Origin of the sequence: Micromonospora sp. NBS 11-29 (assembly GCF_002140155.1) — a bacterium.
GTDB lineage: Bacteria > Actinomycetota > Actinomycetes > Mycobacteriales > Micromonosporaceae > Micromonospora.
On the sequence record NZ_NAPR01000006.1, the window covers coordinates 168,533 to 184,476 of the forward strand.

Below are 15,944 nucleotides of genomic sequence, written 5' to 3' on the forward strand. Positions count from 1 at the left end.
CGGACCGGGCGCCAGCCACCCTTGGGAGGACCAGACCATGTTGACGATGTATTCCACCCCGTGGTGCGGCTACTGCCACCGGCTGAAGTCGCAGCTCGACCGGGAGGGCATCGCGTACGAGGTGGTCGACATCGAGCAGGACCCGAAGGCCGCGGACTTCGTGATGAGCGTCAACGGCGGCAACCAGACCGTCCCGACGCTGCGCTTCGCCGACGGCAGCGCCCTGACCAACCCCTCGATCACCCAGGTCAAGCAGCACCTGGCCGCCCTTCCCGGCTGACCAGCCGCGACGCGCACGAACGGCCGTACCCGGCTTTCGGGTGCGGCCGTTCGCCGTCTCAGCGCGTCCGGTGCCGGCGGGTGGTGGCGAGCAGTTCCTCGTCGAGCGGCCGGCGGGGCTGCGGGACGCGGGCCGGTCCGGCGGCCGGCGGGGTGAGCCCACGGCCCCGCCAGAGGTAGAGCCCGGCGGCCGTGGTGACCACCCCGACCAGGGCGAACAGCAACCGGTAGTCGACCATGCCGACGAGCAGCGCGCCGGTGCCGATGGAAATCGCCTGCGGGCCGCTGACCAGCGCCTTCGACGCGGCGGTGACCCGACCCAGCAGCGCCGGCGGGGTCCGCCGCTGCACCAGCGTGTGCAGTCCCACCATGGTCAGCGGCAACGAGACGCCGGCCAGCAGCAGCGCCGCCACCCCGAGCCAGAACCGGGGGTACGCCAGCGCCAGCGCGGCCGGGCCGAAGAAGGTCACCCCGGCGGCCAGCGCGCCCACCTCGCCGAGGCGGCGGACCACGGCGGCCGAGAGCAGGCCGCCGACCAGACCACCGATCCCCTGGATCACGACCAGCACGCCGACGAACGCGGCGTCGCGGCGCAGGCCCAGATCGACGTACGCGAAGATCAGCGACTCGGTGAAGCCCATCACCAGCGAGCCGAGCCCGTAGCCGACCAGTGCCCGGCGTATCGCCGCCTCACCGGCCAGGTGGCGCAGCCCGGCGGCCGGTCCGGACGGCCGGCCGTGCCCGGACGGTGGTGGTGCGCTCTCGTCCACCCGCAGCGGGCCGACGACCGCCGCGGCGACCACGAACCCGGCCATGGCCAGGGTGGCCAGCAGCCAGCCGCCGACCGCGGCGTAGATGCCGGCGCCGGCGAGCGGCCCGACCAGTCGCAGCCCCTGCCGGACGGTCTGGAGCGCGCCGTTCGCGTCGGCCAGCAGCTCGGCCGGCACCAGGTGCCGGATCAGCCCGTGGTGCACGGCGGTCAACGTGATGGTGCAGAGGCCGTAGAGCGCGGCGACCACGTAGATCACCCACACGTCATCCCGGTCCCGCACGGTGAGCAGCGGACCGAGCAGCACCGCGGCGACCAGGTTGGCGGCGATGAAGAAGGGCCGGCGGCGGTGGCGGTCGACCACCCAGCCGACCAGCGGGGCGAGGACCATCGGCGCGACGACGGCGAAGACGGTCGCGCCGGCCAGGCTGTCCGAACCGGTGAGGTCCTTCACCCAGACGGCGAGCGCGAGCAGCAGGATCGACTCCGCCGCCGTGCTGGCCACCAGCGCGATGAAGAGGAGACGGAAGTCGGGGCGGCGCAGGACGATGCGCATCGGTTCCCTCCGGCAGGGGTGCGCCACCAGGCGCGTCGGGGTGGGCGACGGTGAAGACGCTCTTCACAGTCCTCTTTTTGTCTCGTGACACGCCCTCGCCGGACCCTCCGACACCGGTCGCGCCGTCCATACTGACCGTGGGGGGCGAATTCCATACAGTTACCGTCGCGTCCCGCGACGGTCGACGGAAAAGAGGACGCCGTGCCTCCTGCCGCACCAGGCCCGTTTCTGCGCCGTCGTCGACTCGGCACCGAGCTGCGTCGGCTCCGCGAACAGGCCAATCTCACCGGTGACCAGGTCATCGACCGGGTGGGCTGGGCCTCCGCATCCAAGTTGTCGCGGCTGGAGAACGGTCGCAGCCGCCCCGATCCGGAGGACGTCGACGCCCTGCTGACGCTCTACGGCGCCGACGACGACTTACGCGCGGAGCTGACCGGGATCACCCACGAGGCCGGCGACATGCGCGGCTGGCTGCGCAACTTCCCGGTGATGACGCAACAGCAACGCGCGTTCGCCGAGCTGGAGGCGGGCTGCGCGGAGATCTCCGAGTACAACCCGGTGCTGGTGCCGGGGCTGTTGCAGACCCCCGGGTACGCGCGGCACCGGATCCTGTCCGCGGCGAGGGTGGCCCAGGAGGCCGGCGACCCGGAGACCGAGGACCCGGAGACCCAGGTCGCCGCCCGGCAGGCCCGGCAGTCGCTGGTGAGTCACCTGACCCGCTACACCGCCGTGCTGGAGGAGACCGCGCTCGACCGGCGGGCCGGGCCGCCGGAGGTGCTGCACGATCAGCTCCTCCACCTGCGTGAGCTGGGCCGGCTGCCGAACGTGGAGCTGCGACTGCTGCTGCGGGACGCCCGCGTCGGTGACTGGTACCTGCCGCCGACCGCCTTCTCGGTCTACCGGTTCGCCGATCCCCTCGATCCGGAGACGTTGGCCATCGAAACCGGGTCCACCGACGTCATGTCGACCGCGGTAAACACCCTAAATCGCTATAAAGTGGTGTTCGAGTGGCTACGCTCGTCGGCACTCTCCGCATCGGACACCCTCTCCTGGTTGACCGAGGCGGCGGGACGGCCGACCGGCACGGCAGTCGAGTCCACCGCGACGTACGGGCCGGCAACGGCGCCGACCCAGCGTCGCCGCGACTCGGGGCGCCTCACGTCGGAACGGTGATCCCGCGCGGACACCGTCCGGGCTCCGGCGTCACTCGTTCCCATCGGAGCACCTCACCAGGAGCAGGACACCATGAACGAGATCTCGCTCACCGGCGCCGCCTGGCGCAAGAGCACCCGCAGCCAGACCTCCAACTGCGTGGAGGTCGCGCCGCTCGGCAGCGGGCCGGCGACCGTGGCGCTGCGCGACAGCAAGGACCCGAGCGGACCGGTGCTGCTGTTCAACCGGGCCGGTTGGGCCGGGTTCCTCGCCGGAACGAAGGACGGCCAGTTCGACCTGGGCTGATCCGGCGGATGCCGGGGGCCGTCGGCGTCACGCCGGCGGCCCCGCACCCGGGGGACGGCCGGCGCCGGACGCGGTCAGCAGTGGCCGTCGAGCCAGCGGTGCACCAGGAAGAGCGCGATCGACGAGGGCGGCGGCAGGAGCAGGCGGTCCCCGCCGTGCACCGGCACCGGCTCACCGGCCAACGCGGCGTCGATCTCCCGCCGGCTGAACCACCGCGCGTGTGCGATCTCGGTCGGGTCGACCCGGATCGGGGCGTCGGCGTCGGCCCGGGCCAGGTAGCCGAGCATCAGCGAGCCGGGGAACGGCCACGCCTGGCTGGACACGTACGCGATCTCCTCGACCGCGACGCCGACCTCCTCACGGACCTCACGCAGCACCGCCGCCTCGGCCGACTCGCCCGGCTCGACGTACCCCGCCAGGCACGAGTAGCGACGCACACCCGGCTGGCCCGGCCAGGCGGCGTTGTTGCCCAGCAGGCAGCGGCCCTCCGGGCCGTCCACCCCGTCGTGCACCAGCACGATCATGGCCGGGTCGGTACGCGGCCAGATCCGATGGCCGTCCAGGTCGATTCGGGACCAGCCGGCCTCGTCGACCCGGGTCGGCTGCCCGTTGGCCGGCGAGTAGCCGTGCCGCAGGTGCCAGTTCCGCAACGCCAGTGCGGTGGTGAACAGGCCCGCATCGCGATCCGTCATCAGGTGGCCGACCTCCCGCAGGTGGACCCGGCGGGTGTCCGGCAGCGCCGGCAGCGGCCCGTCCACCGCGAAGACCGGCACCCCGTCCGGCTCGACGCCGAGGAACGTCGGCACCTCGCGGGGCACCTCGGGCAGCTCACCGGCGCCGACCAGGACCAGCTCGGGCGGATTCGTCACGCCGCGGACCAGGGCACGCCCCTCGTCGGCCGAATCCAGCACCAGCACCCGGGCCCGCTCCCACGCCTGGGCCAGCCAGTCCGGGTCGGTACGCCGGTGGGCGGCCCGGTCCAGCGTGGACCGGGCCAACGGCGGCGTCATCTCCCCGCTCATGGGGTTTCCGTGCGCACCGGGGTCAGCGCGGCCAGCGAGTCGGCCACCCGGGCGGCGTCGCCGAGCACCACGGTCACCGCCTTCGCCGGGGCCAAATAGCGGGCGGCCGCCTCGGCGACGTCGTCCACGGTCGCGGCGGCCAGCCGGGCCGCGTGCTCGGCGAGGAAGTCCAGCCGCAGCCCGTTGCCGGCGTACGCGCTGGTCAACGACGCCAGCCCGGCCTGGGTGGACATTCCGAGCTGAAGCGTGCCGAGCGCGTACTGACGGGCCTGCTCCAACTCGTCCGGCTTCGGCGGCACGGTGGCCAGCCGACCCAGCTCGTAGGTGGTCTCCAGCAACGCCGGCGCGGTCACCTCGGTGGCCACGTCGGCGCCGGCGACCAGCACCGAACCGGCCACCGAGTGCTCGACCAGCGAGTGCGGGCCGTACGTGTAGCCCTTGTCCTCGCGGATGTTCTCCACCCAGCGGGAGGAGAAGTAGCCGCCGAAGACCAGGTTCGCGAGCTGCAACGCGGCGTGGTCGGGGTGGGTGCGGGGCACCGCGGGCAGGGCGATACGCAGCGAGGACTGCACCGAGCCGGGCCGGTCGAGCAGCAGCAGCGGCCCGGGCTCCAGCGGCGGCGCGGGCGGCAGCTCGGCGACGTGGCCGTCGCCCCGCCAGCCGCCGAGCGCCGCCTCGGCGGCGTCCAACGCCCGTTCCGGCTGCACGTCGCCGACCAGCACCAGCACCGCCCCGGCCGGGTGCACCCGCTCGGCGTGCAGCCGGCGCAGCGCGGCCGGGCGGACCGCCCGGACCTGGTCGGGCTCGGGGGTCTGCGCCGCGTACGGGTGGCGGCCGTAGACGCGCTTGAGCAACGCGGTCCGGGCCAGGTGGGAGGGCTGGCTCTGGGCTACCTGGATCCGGTCGACCAGACGGTCCCGTTCGGTCTCCACCCAGTCGCCGGGGTAGGTCGCGCCGGTGAGCACCTCGGCGAGCAGCTCCAGCATCCGGTCCAGCCCGGTCACCAGGCCCGCACCGGAGAGCATCAGCCGGTCCGGGTCGACCCCGGCGGAGAGCCCACCGCCCACGGCCTGGAGTTCGGCGGCGATCTCGGTGGCGCTGTGCGCCTCGGTGCCGGCCAGCACCGTCTGCGCCAGCATCGCGCCGCGCGCCAGGTGGGCACGGCCGAACGGCATCCAGAGCCGCAACTCCACCAGGGGTACGGCGGGGCGGCGTACCGCGATCACGGTGAGCCCGTTGCCGAGCGTGCGTTCCTCCTGCTTCGGCACCTTCAGCCGCCTGTTGGGGCCAAGCGCTGGCAGCGGCCGGACGGTGGTGGTCGTACTCACTGAGTCATCTCCGTTCGCGACTGCGGGGCTCGCAAAACCGGCTCACTCCTCGCACTCACCNACCTCCGGGGACGACCTCGACGGACGCGCGGCGCTCGGGCCGCAGGGTGGCGGCGGCGGCGCGGACCTGCTCCTCGGTCACCGCGCCCACCAGCCGGGGCAGGTCGTTGAGCAGGCCCGGCTCGCCGCGCTGCTGCTCCAGCACGGCCATCCGCAGGGCCCGGCCGAGCACCGCGTCGGTGTCCCGCAGCAGGTGGGTGGCCATTCGGGCCTGGGTGCGGGCCAGTTCGCCCTCGGTCAGCCCGTCGGTGGCCAGCCGGTCCAACTCCTCGTCGACGGTGCGCAGCACCTTGCCGACGTCGCCGCCGGGCGGCAGGTGGGCCTGGAGCAGCAACGCGGTGGGGTCACGCACGTCGAACGGGTCACCCATGAAGCCGAGGTACCCGCCGAGGCTGGTGACCGAGCGGTCCCGCTGCACCAGGCGCTCGACCAGCCGGGACGCGTCGCCGTCGGTGAGCACCTCGGCCAGCACCACGTAGGGCAGGTAGCCGGCGAAGTCGGTGGTCGGGTCGGGCACCCGCCAGGCGCTCGCCACGGCCGGCAGCGGGGCCAGCGCGTCGGTGTACGTGTCGCGGCGCTCGGCGGTCAGGTCCGGCTCGGCGAAGTCGGGGCGTTCCGGTGCGGGCCGGGCCGGCACGTCGCCGAAGTGCCGCTCGATCAGCTCGGTCGCCCCGGCCACGTCGATGTCGCCGCTGACCGCGAGCACGGCGTTGCCGCTGGCGTAGTAGCGGTGGAAGAAGTCTGCGGCGTCCGGCACCGTCGCCGACTCCAGGTCGTCGAAGGAGCCGTAGCCGTCGTGCGCGTTCGGGAAGGTGTCGAACATCACCGGTGGCAGCGTGAGCCAGGGAAAGCCGCCGTACGGCCGGTTGAGCACGTTGACCCGGATCTCCTCCTTGACCACGTCGACCTGGTTGCGCAGGTTCTCCTCGGTCAGCCGGGGGCCACGCATCCGGTCGGCCTCCAGGAAGAGCGCCCGTTCCAGCGCGTTGCTCGGCAGCGTCTCGAAGTAGTCGGTGTAGTCCAGGTGGGTGGAGCCGTTGAAGGTGCCGCCGGCACCCTGCACATGCCGGAAGTGGGCCAGTTTCTCCAGGTTCTCCGAGCCCTGGAACATCAGGTGCTCGAAGAGGTGGGCGAACCCGGTGCGGCCCTGCGGCTCGGAACGGATGCCGACGTCGTAGACCACCGCCACCCCGATCACCGGGGCGCTGCGGTCCGGGGTGAGCACCACCCGCAGGCCGTTGTCGAGCGTGAACCGCTCGACCGGGTACTTCGTCGCTGGGATCTTCGCTCTCCGCGTCGGCACGAGATGGACATTAGCGCCTCCGTACCGGCCGCACCGGCGGTGTGCCCTGGCCGAACGGTGGACAGATGCGGGACGGGTCTTGACGCCGGCCGTCGGCTGCCCCAGTCTTCCTACCAACTAAATAGGAATACTGCGGATTGGACATGTGATGAGACGGCTCCCCTTGCGCCGCCTGGCCACCCTGGCCGCCCTGGCCGCGGTCGGCGCGGCCACGCTCGGCACCACCGCCGCCTGCGGCGGCGACGAAGACGGCGATGCCGCCGCCGGCGGCTCCGGTCCGGTGACGTTGCGCCTGGGCTACTTCCCCAACATCACCCACGCCCCGGCCGTGGTCGGCGTGGAGAAGGGGATCTTCAAGGAGAAGCTGGGCGGCGACGTCACGCTGGAGACGAAGACCTTCAACGCCGGCCCGGCGGCCATCGAGGCGGTCTTCTCCGGCGCACTCGACGCCACGTACATCGGTCCGAACCCGACCGTGAACGCCTTCTCCAAGTCGAAGGGCGAGGCGGTCCGGGTCGTCTCCGGCGCCGCGTCCGGCGGCGTCGCCCTGGTGGTCAAGCCGACCATCACCTCGGTGGAGCAGCTGCGCGGCAAGAAGATCGCCACCCCGCAGCTCGGCAACACCCAGGACGTCGCGCTGCGCTACTGGCTCAAGGAGAAGGGCCTGACCACCACCAAGGAGGGCGGCGGCGACGTCAAGGTCGTCCCGCAGGAGAACGCGCAGACCGTCGAGACGTTCGGCAGCGGCGCCATCGACGGCGCCTGGGTGCCCGAGCCCTTCGTCTCCCGGCTGGTCAACGCCGGCGGCAAGGTGCTGGTCGACGAGCGCGACCTCTGGCCGGACAAGAAGTTCGTCATCACCAACCTGCTGGTCAGCACCAAGTTCCTCAAGGCGCACCCGGACGCGGTGAAGAAGCTGGTCGAGGGGCAGGTGGCGGCGAACGAGTTCGTCAACACCAAGCCGGACGAGGCGCAGCAGGCCATCTCCGACCACATCGGCAAGATCACCGGCAAGCCGCTGGACCTCAAGCTGATCAAGCAGGCATGGCCGACGTTGGAGTTCACCAACGACCCGATCGCGTCCTCGCTGAAGACCGGTCTGGACCATGCCGTCGCGGTCGAGCTGACCCAGCCGGTCGACCTGAAGGGCCTCTACGACCTGAAGTACCTGAACGAGGTGCTGAAGGCCAACGGCAAGCCCGAGGTCACCCAGCCGTGACGTCGACCCCGACGACCCCGCGCAGCGCGACCGGCTCGGTCGCGCTNCAGGCGGTCCTGGCGCTGGACGGAGTGTCGCTGGACGTCGCGCCGGGCGAATTCGTCTGCCTGGTCGGCGCGTCCGGCTGCGGCAAGAGCACGCTGCTCAACCTGGTCGCCGGCCTGGACCGGGTCAGCGGCGGCACGATCGAGCTGGGCGAGGGCGTCAACCCGGGGCTGATGTTCCAGGAGCCGGCGCTGTTCCCGTGGTCGACGGTCGAGGGCAACGTCGAGGTGCCGCTGAAGCTGCGCGGGCTCCCCCGGGACCAGCGCCGGGAGCGGGTGGCCGAACTGCTGCGTACGGTCCACCTGTCCGACTTCGGCCGCAAGCGTCCGCACCAGCTCTCCGGCGGTATGCGGCAGCGCGTCGCACTGGCCCGCACGCTCGCGCTGGACACGCCGGTGCTGCTGATGGACGAGCCGTTCGGCGCGCTCGACGCGATGACCCGGGACATCCTGCACGACGAGCTGGAACGGATCTGGACCGAGCGCAAGCTCACCGTCCTGTTCGTCACGCACAACGTTCGGGAGGCCGCCCGGCTCGCGGACCGGATCGTGCTGCTCTCCAGCCGGCCCGGCCGGATCATCTACTCCACCCGGGTCGACGTGCCGCGACCCCGGCGGATCGACTCGCCGGAGGTCTCGGCCATCGCCGCCGAGGTCACCGACCGGCTGCGCAAGGAGGTGGGTCGGCATGGCCAGTGACATCCTCGCCGGGTCGGCGCGTACCGACGCCGAGATCTCCGGCCTCGACGCGCTGGAGATCGCCGGCCGGGAGAAGGGCCCGTCCCGGCTGCGCCGGCTCTGGTCCGCCACCTGGCCCAAGTTGGCCGCGCTGGCGATGGCGATCGCCATCTGGCAGGTCGTCGTCTGGAGTGGCTGGAAGGAGCCGTGGGCGCTGCCCGGCCCGACGGTGGTCTTCGACGACCTCGGCCACTACCTGGTCAGCGCGTCACTCTGGGAGGGCCTGGCCACCACCGCCCGTCGGGCGGTCGTCGGCTTCGCCGCCGCGGTGGCGGTCGGTCTGCTGCTCGGCCTCGGGGTGGCCCGGGTGAAGGTGCTCCGCGCCGCGCTCGGCTCGATGATCACCGCGTTGCAGACCATGCCGTCGATCGCCTGGTTCCCGCTGGCCATCCTGCTGTTCCAGCTCAGCGAGCAGGCGATCTTCTTCGTGGTGGTGCTGGGCGCCGCGCCGTCGGTCGCCAACGGCGTCATCCACGGCGTCGACTACGTGCCGCCGCTGCTGGTCCGGGCCGGCCGCAACCTCGGCGCCCGCGGCCTCGGCCTCTACCGGTACGTGATCGCACCGGCCGCGCTGCCCGCCATCGTGGCCGGGCTCAAGCAGGGCTGGGCGTTCGCCTGGCGCAGCCTGATGGCCGGTGAGCTGCTGGTGGTCATCGCCACCCGCACCTCGATCGGCGCGCAGCTCACCTACGCCCGGGAGCTGAGCGAGGCGCCCCGGCTGATGGCCATCATGATCGTCATCCTGGTGGTCGGCCTGCTGGTGGACACCGCGTTCGGCGCGGCCGACAAGGCGATCCGCCGCCGCTGGGGCGTGCTGGACCAGGCCGGCAACTGACGTCGTGTACATCTCCGCGCGCGCTGACTACGCGCTCCGAGCCATGCTCGCCGTCGCCGACGCCGGGACCGCCGACAGCTCCGGCGGTCCCGCTGGCAGCTCCGGCGGCGGCGAGCTGGTCAAGGCGGCGAGCCTGGCCGAGAGCCAGGACATCCCGCTCAGCTTCCTCCAGGGGATCCTGCTCGACCTGCGCCGGGCCGGGCTACTGCACAGCCACCGCGGCAACGAGGGCGGGTACGCGTTGACCCGGCCCCCGGCCGAGATCAGCGTCGGCGACGTGCTGCGCGCGGTCGGCGGCGCACTCACCAGCGTCCGGGGTGTGCCCGCCGACCGCGCCGGCTACCACGGGATCGCCACCGGGCTGCGGGACGTCTGGCTGGCGGTGGACGGCGCGATCGCCCTGGTGGTCGACCGGACCACGCTCGCCGACCTGCTGGCGGACCGCGCACCGGCACCCTGAGCCGCCGAACGAGGCGGCCCGGCGACGCGGGAGCGGCGCAGCGTAGCCGGCGACGGCAGCAGCGCAACACGGCTCGGCGGCGCAACGGCCCGGACGCCGGGCGGGGCCCGGTGCCGGGGCCCCGCCCGGCTGCTCACGCGCCCGACGGCGGCGGTAGCCGTGCCATACCCGCGCCGGTGGAACGGCCGGTGCGGGTCATTGGTCCGCAAAGGATATCGCCCCGAGGCGATACGACTGCGCGGCACCGAGTCATCTGTCAGCAGGCGTCACGTAGCGTGACGACTGTTCTCACCCGGGTGGAAGGTGCGGGCCGCACCCCGATCCTGCCGGCCGCCCGAAGCCGGATGCCAGGGACCGAACGCGGCCACCACGGCGAGCGCCAGGCCGGCACCCGCGACCGCGAGCACCAGCAGCATCTCCCGGGTTCCGCCCGGGCCGGCGTCGCCCGCCATGGTCGCCCCTCCCGTGCCCGGCCGGTCGCCGACCGGTCCCGCCGCCCAGCATCGTCGGCCGGACGGCGGCGGACAGTCGGCCACCCGACTGAACATCCGCTGATCCCCGACTCAACGAGGTGGCGGTCGGTCAGCGGCGACGCGGGCGGCGGCGGGGCCGGGTCGCGGGAGCGGGGTGCGCGGCGGCCGGCGGCGGGGCGATGGTCACCGGCACACCGGAGGGCTCCCGCGCCCCGGTCAACCGACTCAGTTCCGCGTCGCCGGGGCGTACCCGGGTGGTCTTCGGATCGATGCCCGCGGTGCTCATCAGCCGGGCGACGTCCCGGCGCTGCTCCGGCAGGACCAGCGTGACGACCGTGCCCGACTCCCCCGCCCGCGCGGTCCGACCACCCCGGTGCAGGTAGTCCTTCGCCTCGGCCGGCGGGTCGGCGTTGACCACCAGGTCCAGCCCGTCCACGTGGATGCCCCGCGCCGCCACGTCGGTGGCCACCAGCGCGGTCACCTGTCCGGTGCGGAACTGCTCCAGGATCCGGGTGCGCTGCGGCTGCGACTTGCCGCCGTGCAGCGCGGCCGCGCGTACCCCCTTGGCCAGCAACTGGCGGGCCACCCGGTCGGCACGGTGCTTCGTGGCGATGAAGACGATGGTCCGGCCCTCGCGGGCGGCGATGTGGGCCAGCGCGGCCGGCTTGTCCTCCGGCTCCAGGTGCAGCACATGGTGGGTCATCGCGGTGACCGTGGCGGTGCCCGGGTCGACGGAGTGCGTCACCGGGTCGGTGAGGAACCGGCGGACCAGCCGGTCGACGCCCCGGTCCAGGGTGGCCGAGAAGAGCATCCGCTGACCACCCGGCGCGACCTGCTCCAGCAGCTTCGTCACCTGCGGCAGGAAACCCATGTCGGCCATCTGGTCCGCCTCGTCGAGCACCGTGACGGCCACCTGGTCGAGCCGGGCGTCCCCCCGGTCGATCAGGTCGTGCAGCCGGCCCGGCGTGGCCACCAGCACCTCGGCGCCGGCACGCAGCGCGTCCGCCTGACGGACCAGGGAGAGCCCACCGACCACGGTGGCGCAGCGCAGGCCGAGCGCGCCCGCGTACGGGGTGAGCGCGGCGGTCACCTGCTGGGCCAGTTCCCGGGTGGGCACCAGCACCAGCGCGAGCGGGCGGCCGGGGCGGGCCCGGCGGCCGGACGTGCGGTGCAGCAGCGGCAGCCCGAACGCCAGCGTCTTGCCCGAGCCGGTCCGGCCGCGGCCGAGCACGTCCCGGCCGGCCAGCGAGTCGGGCAGGGTGGCCGCCTGGATGGGGAACGGCGCGGTGATGCCCTGGGCGACCAGTTCGGAGACGAGCGCCGGGGCCAGGCCGGTGGCGGCGAAGGTGGGCAGGGTCGTGGTCATGGGAAAGCCTTCCTCGACAGGCGGCACGTGTCGAGGAAGGGCGCCGGGCAGCGGCGCGTCACCGGCAGGGCCGGTGATCACAAGCACGAACCGAAGGGTACGGGCCGACCCGCCTCGGCGCGCCACGTCCCGGTTACGGGAGGGCGGCGCGGCGGGTCGGCCCGTGCACCACGCCCGGCGGGGCGTGGGGTGGTGCCGGTTGATCTGAAAGATCAGAGCGGGCGGATGTTCTCCGCCTGCGGGCCCTTCTGACCCTGGGTCACCTCGAACTCCACCCGCTGGTTCTCGTCCAGGCTCCGGTAACCGGAGGTCTGGATCGCCGAGAAGTGGGCGAAGACGTCAGCGCCGCCGTCGTCCGGGGTGATGAAGCCGAAGCCCTTGTCAGCGTTGAACCACTTCACGGTGCCAATTGCCATGTGTTTCGTCTCCTTGACGGAACGGTCGACCCGCACGTGTTGCGAGCCGGAGGGAGCACCCCACGCATTGCTGCGCGGTGTGCCTGTCGCTGCTGGTCGCCCCGCCCGGAGAACTCCGGACACAACAAAGCGCGCCTGGGGCCACAATCCGCCAGGCGCACACAGAGTCTCTGGAAACCAAAACTGCAACGGAGAGAACGTACCACGGATCTCCCCGGGAGGGGAAGTCACGCCGAAATTTCCGGCACGGCGGCCACCAGCGCGGTCAGCCCGTCGGCGTCGAGCAGGTCGGTGGGCCGGACGGTCACCGAGTCCCGGACATAGTGGAACGCCGCGCCGACCCGGTCCACCGGCACACCCGCCAGCTCCGCCCACGCCAGCCGGTAGACCGCCAGTTGCACCGCCGCCGCGTCGGCCTCCCGGCCGGTGGGCTGCCGGCCGGTCTTCCAGTCGACCACGTCGTAGCGCCCGCCAGGGCGGGCGAAGACGGCATCCATCCGGCCCCGGACCACCACGCCGGCGATCACCGTGGCGAACGGCACCTCCACCTCCACCGGCACCCGCTCGGCCCACTCGCTGGCCAGGAACCGCTCCTGCAACTCGGTGAGCGCCTCGTCCGGCGCGGCGTCGTCGTCGGCCGCCCCGGGCAACTCGTCGACGTCCAGCAGCCGGTCGGCGCCGAAACGCTGCTCCAGCCAGGCGTGGAAGGCGGTGCCCCGCCGGGCGTACGGGCTGGGCTCGCTCGGCATCGGACGGCGCAGCGTACGCGCCAGCGCCTCGGGGTCGCGGCGCAACGCCACCAACTGGGTCACCGAGAGCTGACCCGGCAACTCGACCTCGACCGCCTCGGCCCGGCGGGCCAGCTCCGCCCGCTCGGCGAGGAGCAGGTCCGCCTCCCGCCGCCAGCGGGCCACCTCCGGATCCTCACCCGCCCCGCCCGGTGAGTCGGCCCCACCCGGCACCCCGGCACCGGTCAGCGCAGCCGCCGGGTCGACCGTGGCCAGCAGGGCCGCCTCCCGGCGGGCCGCATCCGGGTCGGCCAGGTGCCGACGGACCAACACCGCCGCCTCCGTCAGCGCCGGCCGGCGGGCGCCCAGCGGGTCGGCCGGCCACTCGGCGCGCAGCACCGTCTCGGTGGTCGGGTTCACCGCGTCCCCGGCCGGCTCCGGCGCCCACGCGTCGACCACGTACCCGTCCGCGCCGGTCAGGCCGACGTCGTGCACCTCACGCAGGAACACCGACGGACCGCGGAACCGCTTCGTCCCCTCCCCCCACCAGTAGCCGGAGCAGAGCAGCAACCGCCGGGGCCGGGTCACCGCCACGTACGCCAGCCGGCGCTCCTCCCGCTCGTCGTGCGCCCGCCAGGCGTCGGCGAACTCGGTCACCGTCCGGGCCACCCCGCGCTGGTCCGCCGCCTCCGACAGGGTCAGCTCGGGCAGGCCGTCCGCGTCGCCGCGCAGCGGGAACGGCAGCACGCCGAGCCCGCCCAACCAGTGATCCGAGTTGCGTACCGGCCCCGGCCACACGCCCCGGGTCAACCCGGCCACCGCCACCACGTCCCACTCCAGGCCCTTCGCCCNCCAGCCCGCGCTCCTCGTCCTCGGCCGCCGTCAGGTACGAGAGGAAACCGGCCAGCGTCGCGCCGGGCGTCTCGCCGCTGAACCGGGCCGCGACGTCGCCGAGCGCGTCCAGGTGGGCACGGGCCAACCCGGCGTCGCCCGCGCCGTCCCGGCCGGCCCGGACCGCCACCTCCACGTCCAGCCCGATGGTCCGCTCGATGTCCGCGATCAGCTCCGGCAGGGACTGGTCCAGCCGGTAGCGCAGCAACGCCAGCTCCATCCCGTACGACCGCAGCCGCGCGAACCCCTCCGCCGAGTACGCCTGCGCCGGCCCGAGATCGGCCAGCGCCTCGACCAGCGTCGCCTCGTCCAACGCGTCCACGACGATCTCCGGCCCGTCCTCGCCGGTCAGCTCCCGACGACTGCGGGCGATCGCGCGGGCCCGACGGTGCAGGGCCACCAGGTCACGCGGCCCGATCCGCCAACGCGCGCCGGTGAGCAGCCGCAACAGCGCCGCCCCGTCCGTCGGGTCGGCGAGCACCCGCAGGGTGCACACCACGTCCCGTACCTCCGGGGTGTCCAGCAGGCCGCCGAGCCCGACCACGTCCACCGGCAGCCCCCGGGCCCGCAGCGCCGCCTCGATCGCCGGGATCTGGCTGCGCAACCGCACCAGCACCGCCGTGGTGGGCCGCCGGTCGGCCGGAATGTGCTCGGGCAACGCCCCCGGCATCCCGGCCCCGCCCCGCCAGGCCGCCAGCACGCTGTCCGCGATCCAGTCGGCCTCGTCGGCGTACGTCGGAAGGAGCGCGCAGTGCACGGTGCCGCCGGCCTGCCCGCGCGGCGTGCGGTGCGGGATCGGATCGCGGACGCTGAGCGCGGCGTGCAGCTCCGGCACCCGGGCGCCGGCGGCCCGCAGCGGCACCGAGAGCGCGTTGGCGACGCCGAGGATCTCCGGCCGGTTGCGCCAGCTCGTGGTCAGGCTGAGCACGTCGGCGGGGCTGCCGTCGGCGCGGGCGAACTCGCCGGGGAACCGGTCGAGCGTGCCGGCGCTGGCCCCACGCCAGCCGTAGATGGACTGGCAGGGGTCGCCGACGGCGGTGACCGGGTGGCCGTCGCCGAACAGCGCGTTGAGCAGCACCACCTGCGCGTGGCTGGTGTCCTGGTACTCGTCGAGCAGCACCACCCGGAACCGGTCCCGCTCGATCACGCCGACGCCCGGATGGTCGCGGGCCACCCGGGCCGCCCGGGCGAGCTGGTCGGCGAAGTCCATCGCCTCGAAGTCGTCCTTACGCCGGGCGTACGCGCGGACCAGCGGCAGCAGCTTCAGCCGGGTCCGCTGGAGCTGGAGCGCCTTGCGCACGTCGGCGTAGACCCGGCCGGGACGGGACTGCACCTCGGCGAAGAAGCGACCGGTCCAGCCGGCCAACCGGTCCGGGTCGACCAGGTGTTCGTCCAGCTCACCGGCGAGCGCGAGGACGGCGTCGGTGATCGTGGACGGCATCCGGTCCACCTCGGACATGTCCCCGTCGTAGTTGCGCACCAGCAGGTCGACCAACTGCCAGCGGGACGCCTCAGTGAGCAGCCGGGTGGTCGGCTCGTACCCGGCGCGCAGCCCATGCTCGGTGACGATCCGCCCGGCGTACGAGTGGTACGTGGACACCGTCGGCTCGCCGGCGAACGGGTCGTCGAGCGGATCCCGGTGCGCGCGGCCGAGCCGCCGGACGAGCTGGTCGAGCCGGCTGCGCACCCGGTGCGCCAACTCACCGGCCGCCTTGCGGGTGAAGGTCAGCCCGAGGATGTGCTCCGGCCGCACGTACGCGTTGGCGACCAGCCAGACCACCCGGGCGGCCATCGTCTCGGTCTTGCCCGACCCGGCGCCGGCGACCACCAGCAGCGGCTCCACCGGCGCCGCGATGATCGCGGCCTGCTCGCGGGTGGGCGCCGGCAGCCGCAGCAGCCGGGCCAGCTCGACGGGCGTGTAGCGGGGTCCGGCATCGGCGGTCCGGGGCGCGGGCGTGCCGGTGGCGCCGAACAGCGCCGGCTGGGTCGTCATCGTCCG

The 15,944-nt window shown here is 73.6% G+C and carries 14 protein-coding genes and 1 pseudogene; 7 read left to right on the forward strand and 8 right to left on the reverse strand.

The features are described from left to right. The first annotated feature begins 37 nt into the window (after nt 1-37). Nucleotides 38-280 (forward strand): mycoredoxin, encoded by a 243-nt coding sequence (locus B1205_RS08455; protein ID WP_089155099.1) that lies wholly within the window; start codon nt 38-40, stop codon nt 278-280. A 58-nt stretch (nt 281-338) separates the two neighbouring features. On the opposite strand, the gene B1205_RS08460 is transcribed toward B1205_RS08455, so the two are convergent. Continuing rightward, nucleotides 339-1,604 (reverse strand): MFS transporter, encoded by a 1,266-nt coding sequence (locus B1205_RS08460; protein WP_089155100.1) that lies wholly within the window; start codon nt 1,602-1,604, stop codon nt 339-341. A 201-nt stretch (nt 1,605-1,805) separates the two neighbouring features. Here B1205_RS08460 and B1205_RS08465 point away from each other — a divergent pair, with 201 nt between their 5' ends. Both B1205_RS08465 and B1205_RS08470 read left to right on the forward strand, forming a co-directional pair. Continuing rightward, on the forward strand, nt 1,806-2,777 hold the full coding sequence (locus B1205_RS08465; RefSeq protein ID WP_089155101.1) for a helix-turn-helix domain-containing protein: 972 nt from the start codon (nt 1,806-1,808) through the stop codon (nt 2,775-2,777). 72 nt (nt 2,778-2,849) lie between these two features. Beyond that, nucleotides 2,850-3,062 carry a DUF397 domain-containing protein gene (locus B1205_RS08470; protein WP_089155102.1) on the forward strand — a complete coding sequence of 71 codons (213 nt, stop codon included), beginning with the start codon at nt 2,850-2,852 and terminating at the stop codon, nt 3,060-3,062. A gap of 74 nt (nt 3,063-3,136) precedes the next feature. Here B1205_RS08470 and nudC read toward each other — a convergent pair whose 3' ends face one another. The 3 genes from nudC to B1205_RS08485 are packed head-to-tail and all read right to left on the reverse strand — an operon-like array spanning nt 3,137 to nt 6,775. Next, nucleotides 3,137-4,084 (reverse strand): NAD(+) diphosphatase, encoded by a 948-nt coding sequence (gene nudC, locus B1205_RS08475; protein WP_089155103.1) that lies wholly within the window; start codon nt 4,082-4,084, stop codon nt 3,137-3,139. Beyond that, a complete protein-coding gene (locus tag B1205_RS08480) occupies nt 4,081-5,412 on the reverse strand; it encodes a M16 family metallopeptidase (RefSeq protein WP_089155104.1) in 1,332 nt (443 codons plus the stop codon). Before B1205_RS08480 ends, nudC begins: the two co-directional genes overlap by 4 nt. A gap of 55 nt (nt 5,413-5,467) precedes the next feature. Next, a complete protein-coding gene (locus B1205_RS08485) occupies nt 5,468-6,775 on the reverse strand; it encodes a M16 family metallopeptidase (RefSeq protein ID WP_089155105.1) in 1,308 nt (435 codons plus the stop codon). Between the two features lie 148 nt (nt 6,776-6,923). Between B1205_RS08485 and B1205_RS08490 the strand changes: the two genes are divergently transcribed. The 4 genes from B1205_RS08490 to B1205_RS08505 all read left to right on the forward strand — a co-directional run bounded on the left by B1205_RS08490 (nt 6,924) and on the right by B1205_RS08505 (nt 10,071). Further along, on the forward strand, nt 6,924-7,994 hold the full coding sequence (locus tag B1205_RS08490; protein ID WP_089155106.1) for an ABC transporter substrate-binding protein: 1,071 nt from the start codon (nt 6,924-6,926) through the stop codon (nt 7,992-7,994). After that, nucleotides 7,991-8,737 (forward strand): ABC transporter ATP-binding protein, encoded by a 747-nt coding sequence (locus B1205_RS08495; protein WP_089155107.1) that lies wholly within the window; start codon nt 7,991-7,993, stop codon nt 8,735-8,737. Before B1205_RS08490 ends, B1205_RS08495 begins: the two co-directional genes overlap by 4 nt. Then, entirely contained in the window at nt 8,727-9,611 is an 885-nt protein-coding gene (locus B1205_RS08500) for an ABC transporter permease (protein WP_089155108.1), read from the forward strand. Before B1205_RS08495 ends, B1205_RS08500 begins: the two co-directional genes overlap by 11 nt. Nucleotides 9,612-9,615: 4 nt before the next feature. Continuing rightward, nucleotides 9,616-10,071 carry an RrF2 family transcriptional regulator gene (locus B1205_RS08505; protein WP_089155109.1) on the forward strand — a complete coding sequence of 152 codons (456 nt, stop codon included), beginning with the start codon at nt 9,616-9,618 and terminating at the stop codon, nt 10,069-10,071. Between the two features lie 266 nt (nt 10,072-10,337). Here the strand turns inward: B1205_RS08505 and B1205_RS08510 are convergent, their stop codons facing one another. The 4 genes and pseudogenes from B1205_RS08510 to B1205_RS08525 form a co-directional block, all read right to left on the reverse strand. Then, a complete protein-coding gene (locus tag B1205_RS08510) occupies nt 10,338-10,523 on the reverse strand; it encodes a hypothetical protein (RefSeq protein ID WP_089155381.1) in 186 nt (61 codons plus the stop codon). Nucleotides 10,524-10,653: 130 nt separating this feature from the next. Beyond that, nucleotides 10,654-11,910, reverse strand: a complete 1,257-nt coding sequence (locus tag B1205_RS08515; RefSeq protein WP_089155110.1) for a DEAD/DEAH box helicase — start codon at nt 11,908-11,910, stop codon at nt 10,654-10,656. A gap of 212 nt (nt 11,911-12,122) precedes the next feature. Further along, the gene (gene cspE, locus B1205_RS08520; RefSeq protein ID WP_013288421.1) at nt 12,123-12,326 is read right to left on the reverse strand and encodes a transcription antiterminator/RNA stability regulator CspE; all 204 of its coding nucleotides are present in this window, start codon (nt 12,324-12,326) and stop codon (nt 12,123-12,125) included. Between the two features lie 227 nt (nt 12,327-12,553). Continuing rightward, nucleotides 12,554-15,938, reverse strand: a pseudogene (locus tag B1205_RS08525) (ATP-dependent helicase). Nucleotides 15,939-15,944 lie beyond the last annotated feature (6 nt).

What these genes read in the sequence shown, in the direction of transcription:
- B1205_RS08455 (WP_089155099.1), top strand. Translation starts at nt 38, where the DNA reads ATGTTGACGATGTATTCCACCCCGTGGTGCGGCTACTGCCACCGGCTG.
- B1205_RS08460 (WP_089155100.1), bottom strand. Translation starts at nt 1,604, where the DNA reads ATGCGCATCGTCCTGCGCCGCCCCGACTTCCGTCTCCTCTTCATCGCG.
- B1205_RS08470 (WP_089155102.1), top strand. Translation starts at nt 2,850, where the DNA reads ATGAACGAGATCTCGCTCACCGGCGCCGCCTGGCGCAAGAGCACCCGC.
- nudC (WP_089155103.1), bottom strand. Translation starts at nt 4,084, where the DNA reads ATGAGCGGGGAGATGACGCCGCCGTTGGCCCGGTCCACGCTGGACCGG.
- B1205_RS08490 (WP_089155106.1), top strand. Translation starts at nt 6,924, where the DNA reads ATGAGACGGCTCCCCTTGCGCCGCCTGGCCACCCTGGCCGCCCTGGCC.
- B1205_RS08500 (WP_089155108.1), top strand. Translation starts at nt 8,727, where the DNA reads ATGGCCAGTGACATCCTCGCCGGGTCGGCGCGTACCGACGCCGAGATC.
- B1205_RS08510 (WP_089155381.1), bottom strand. Translation starts at nt 10,523, where the DNA reads ATGGCGGGCGACGCCGGCCCGGGCGGAACCCGGGAGATGCTGCTGGTG.
- B1205_RS08515 (WP_089155110.1), bottom strand. Translation starts at nt 11,910, where the DNA reads ATGACCACGACCCTGCCCACCTTCGCCGCCACCGGCCTGGCCCCGGCG.
- cspE (WP_013288421.1), bottom strand. Translation starts at nt 12,326, where the DNA reads ATGGCAATTGGCACCGTGAAGTGGTTCAACGCTGACAAGGGCTTCGGC.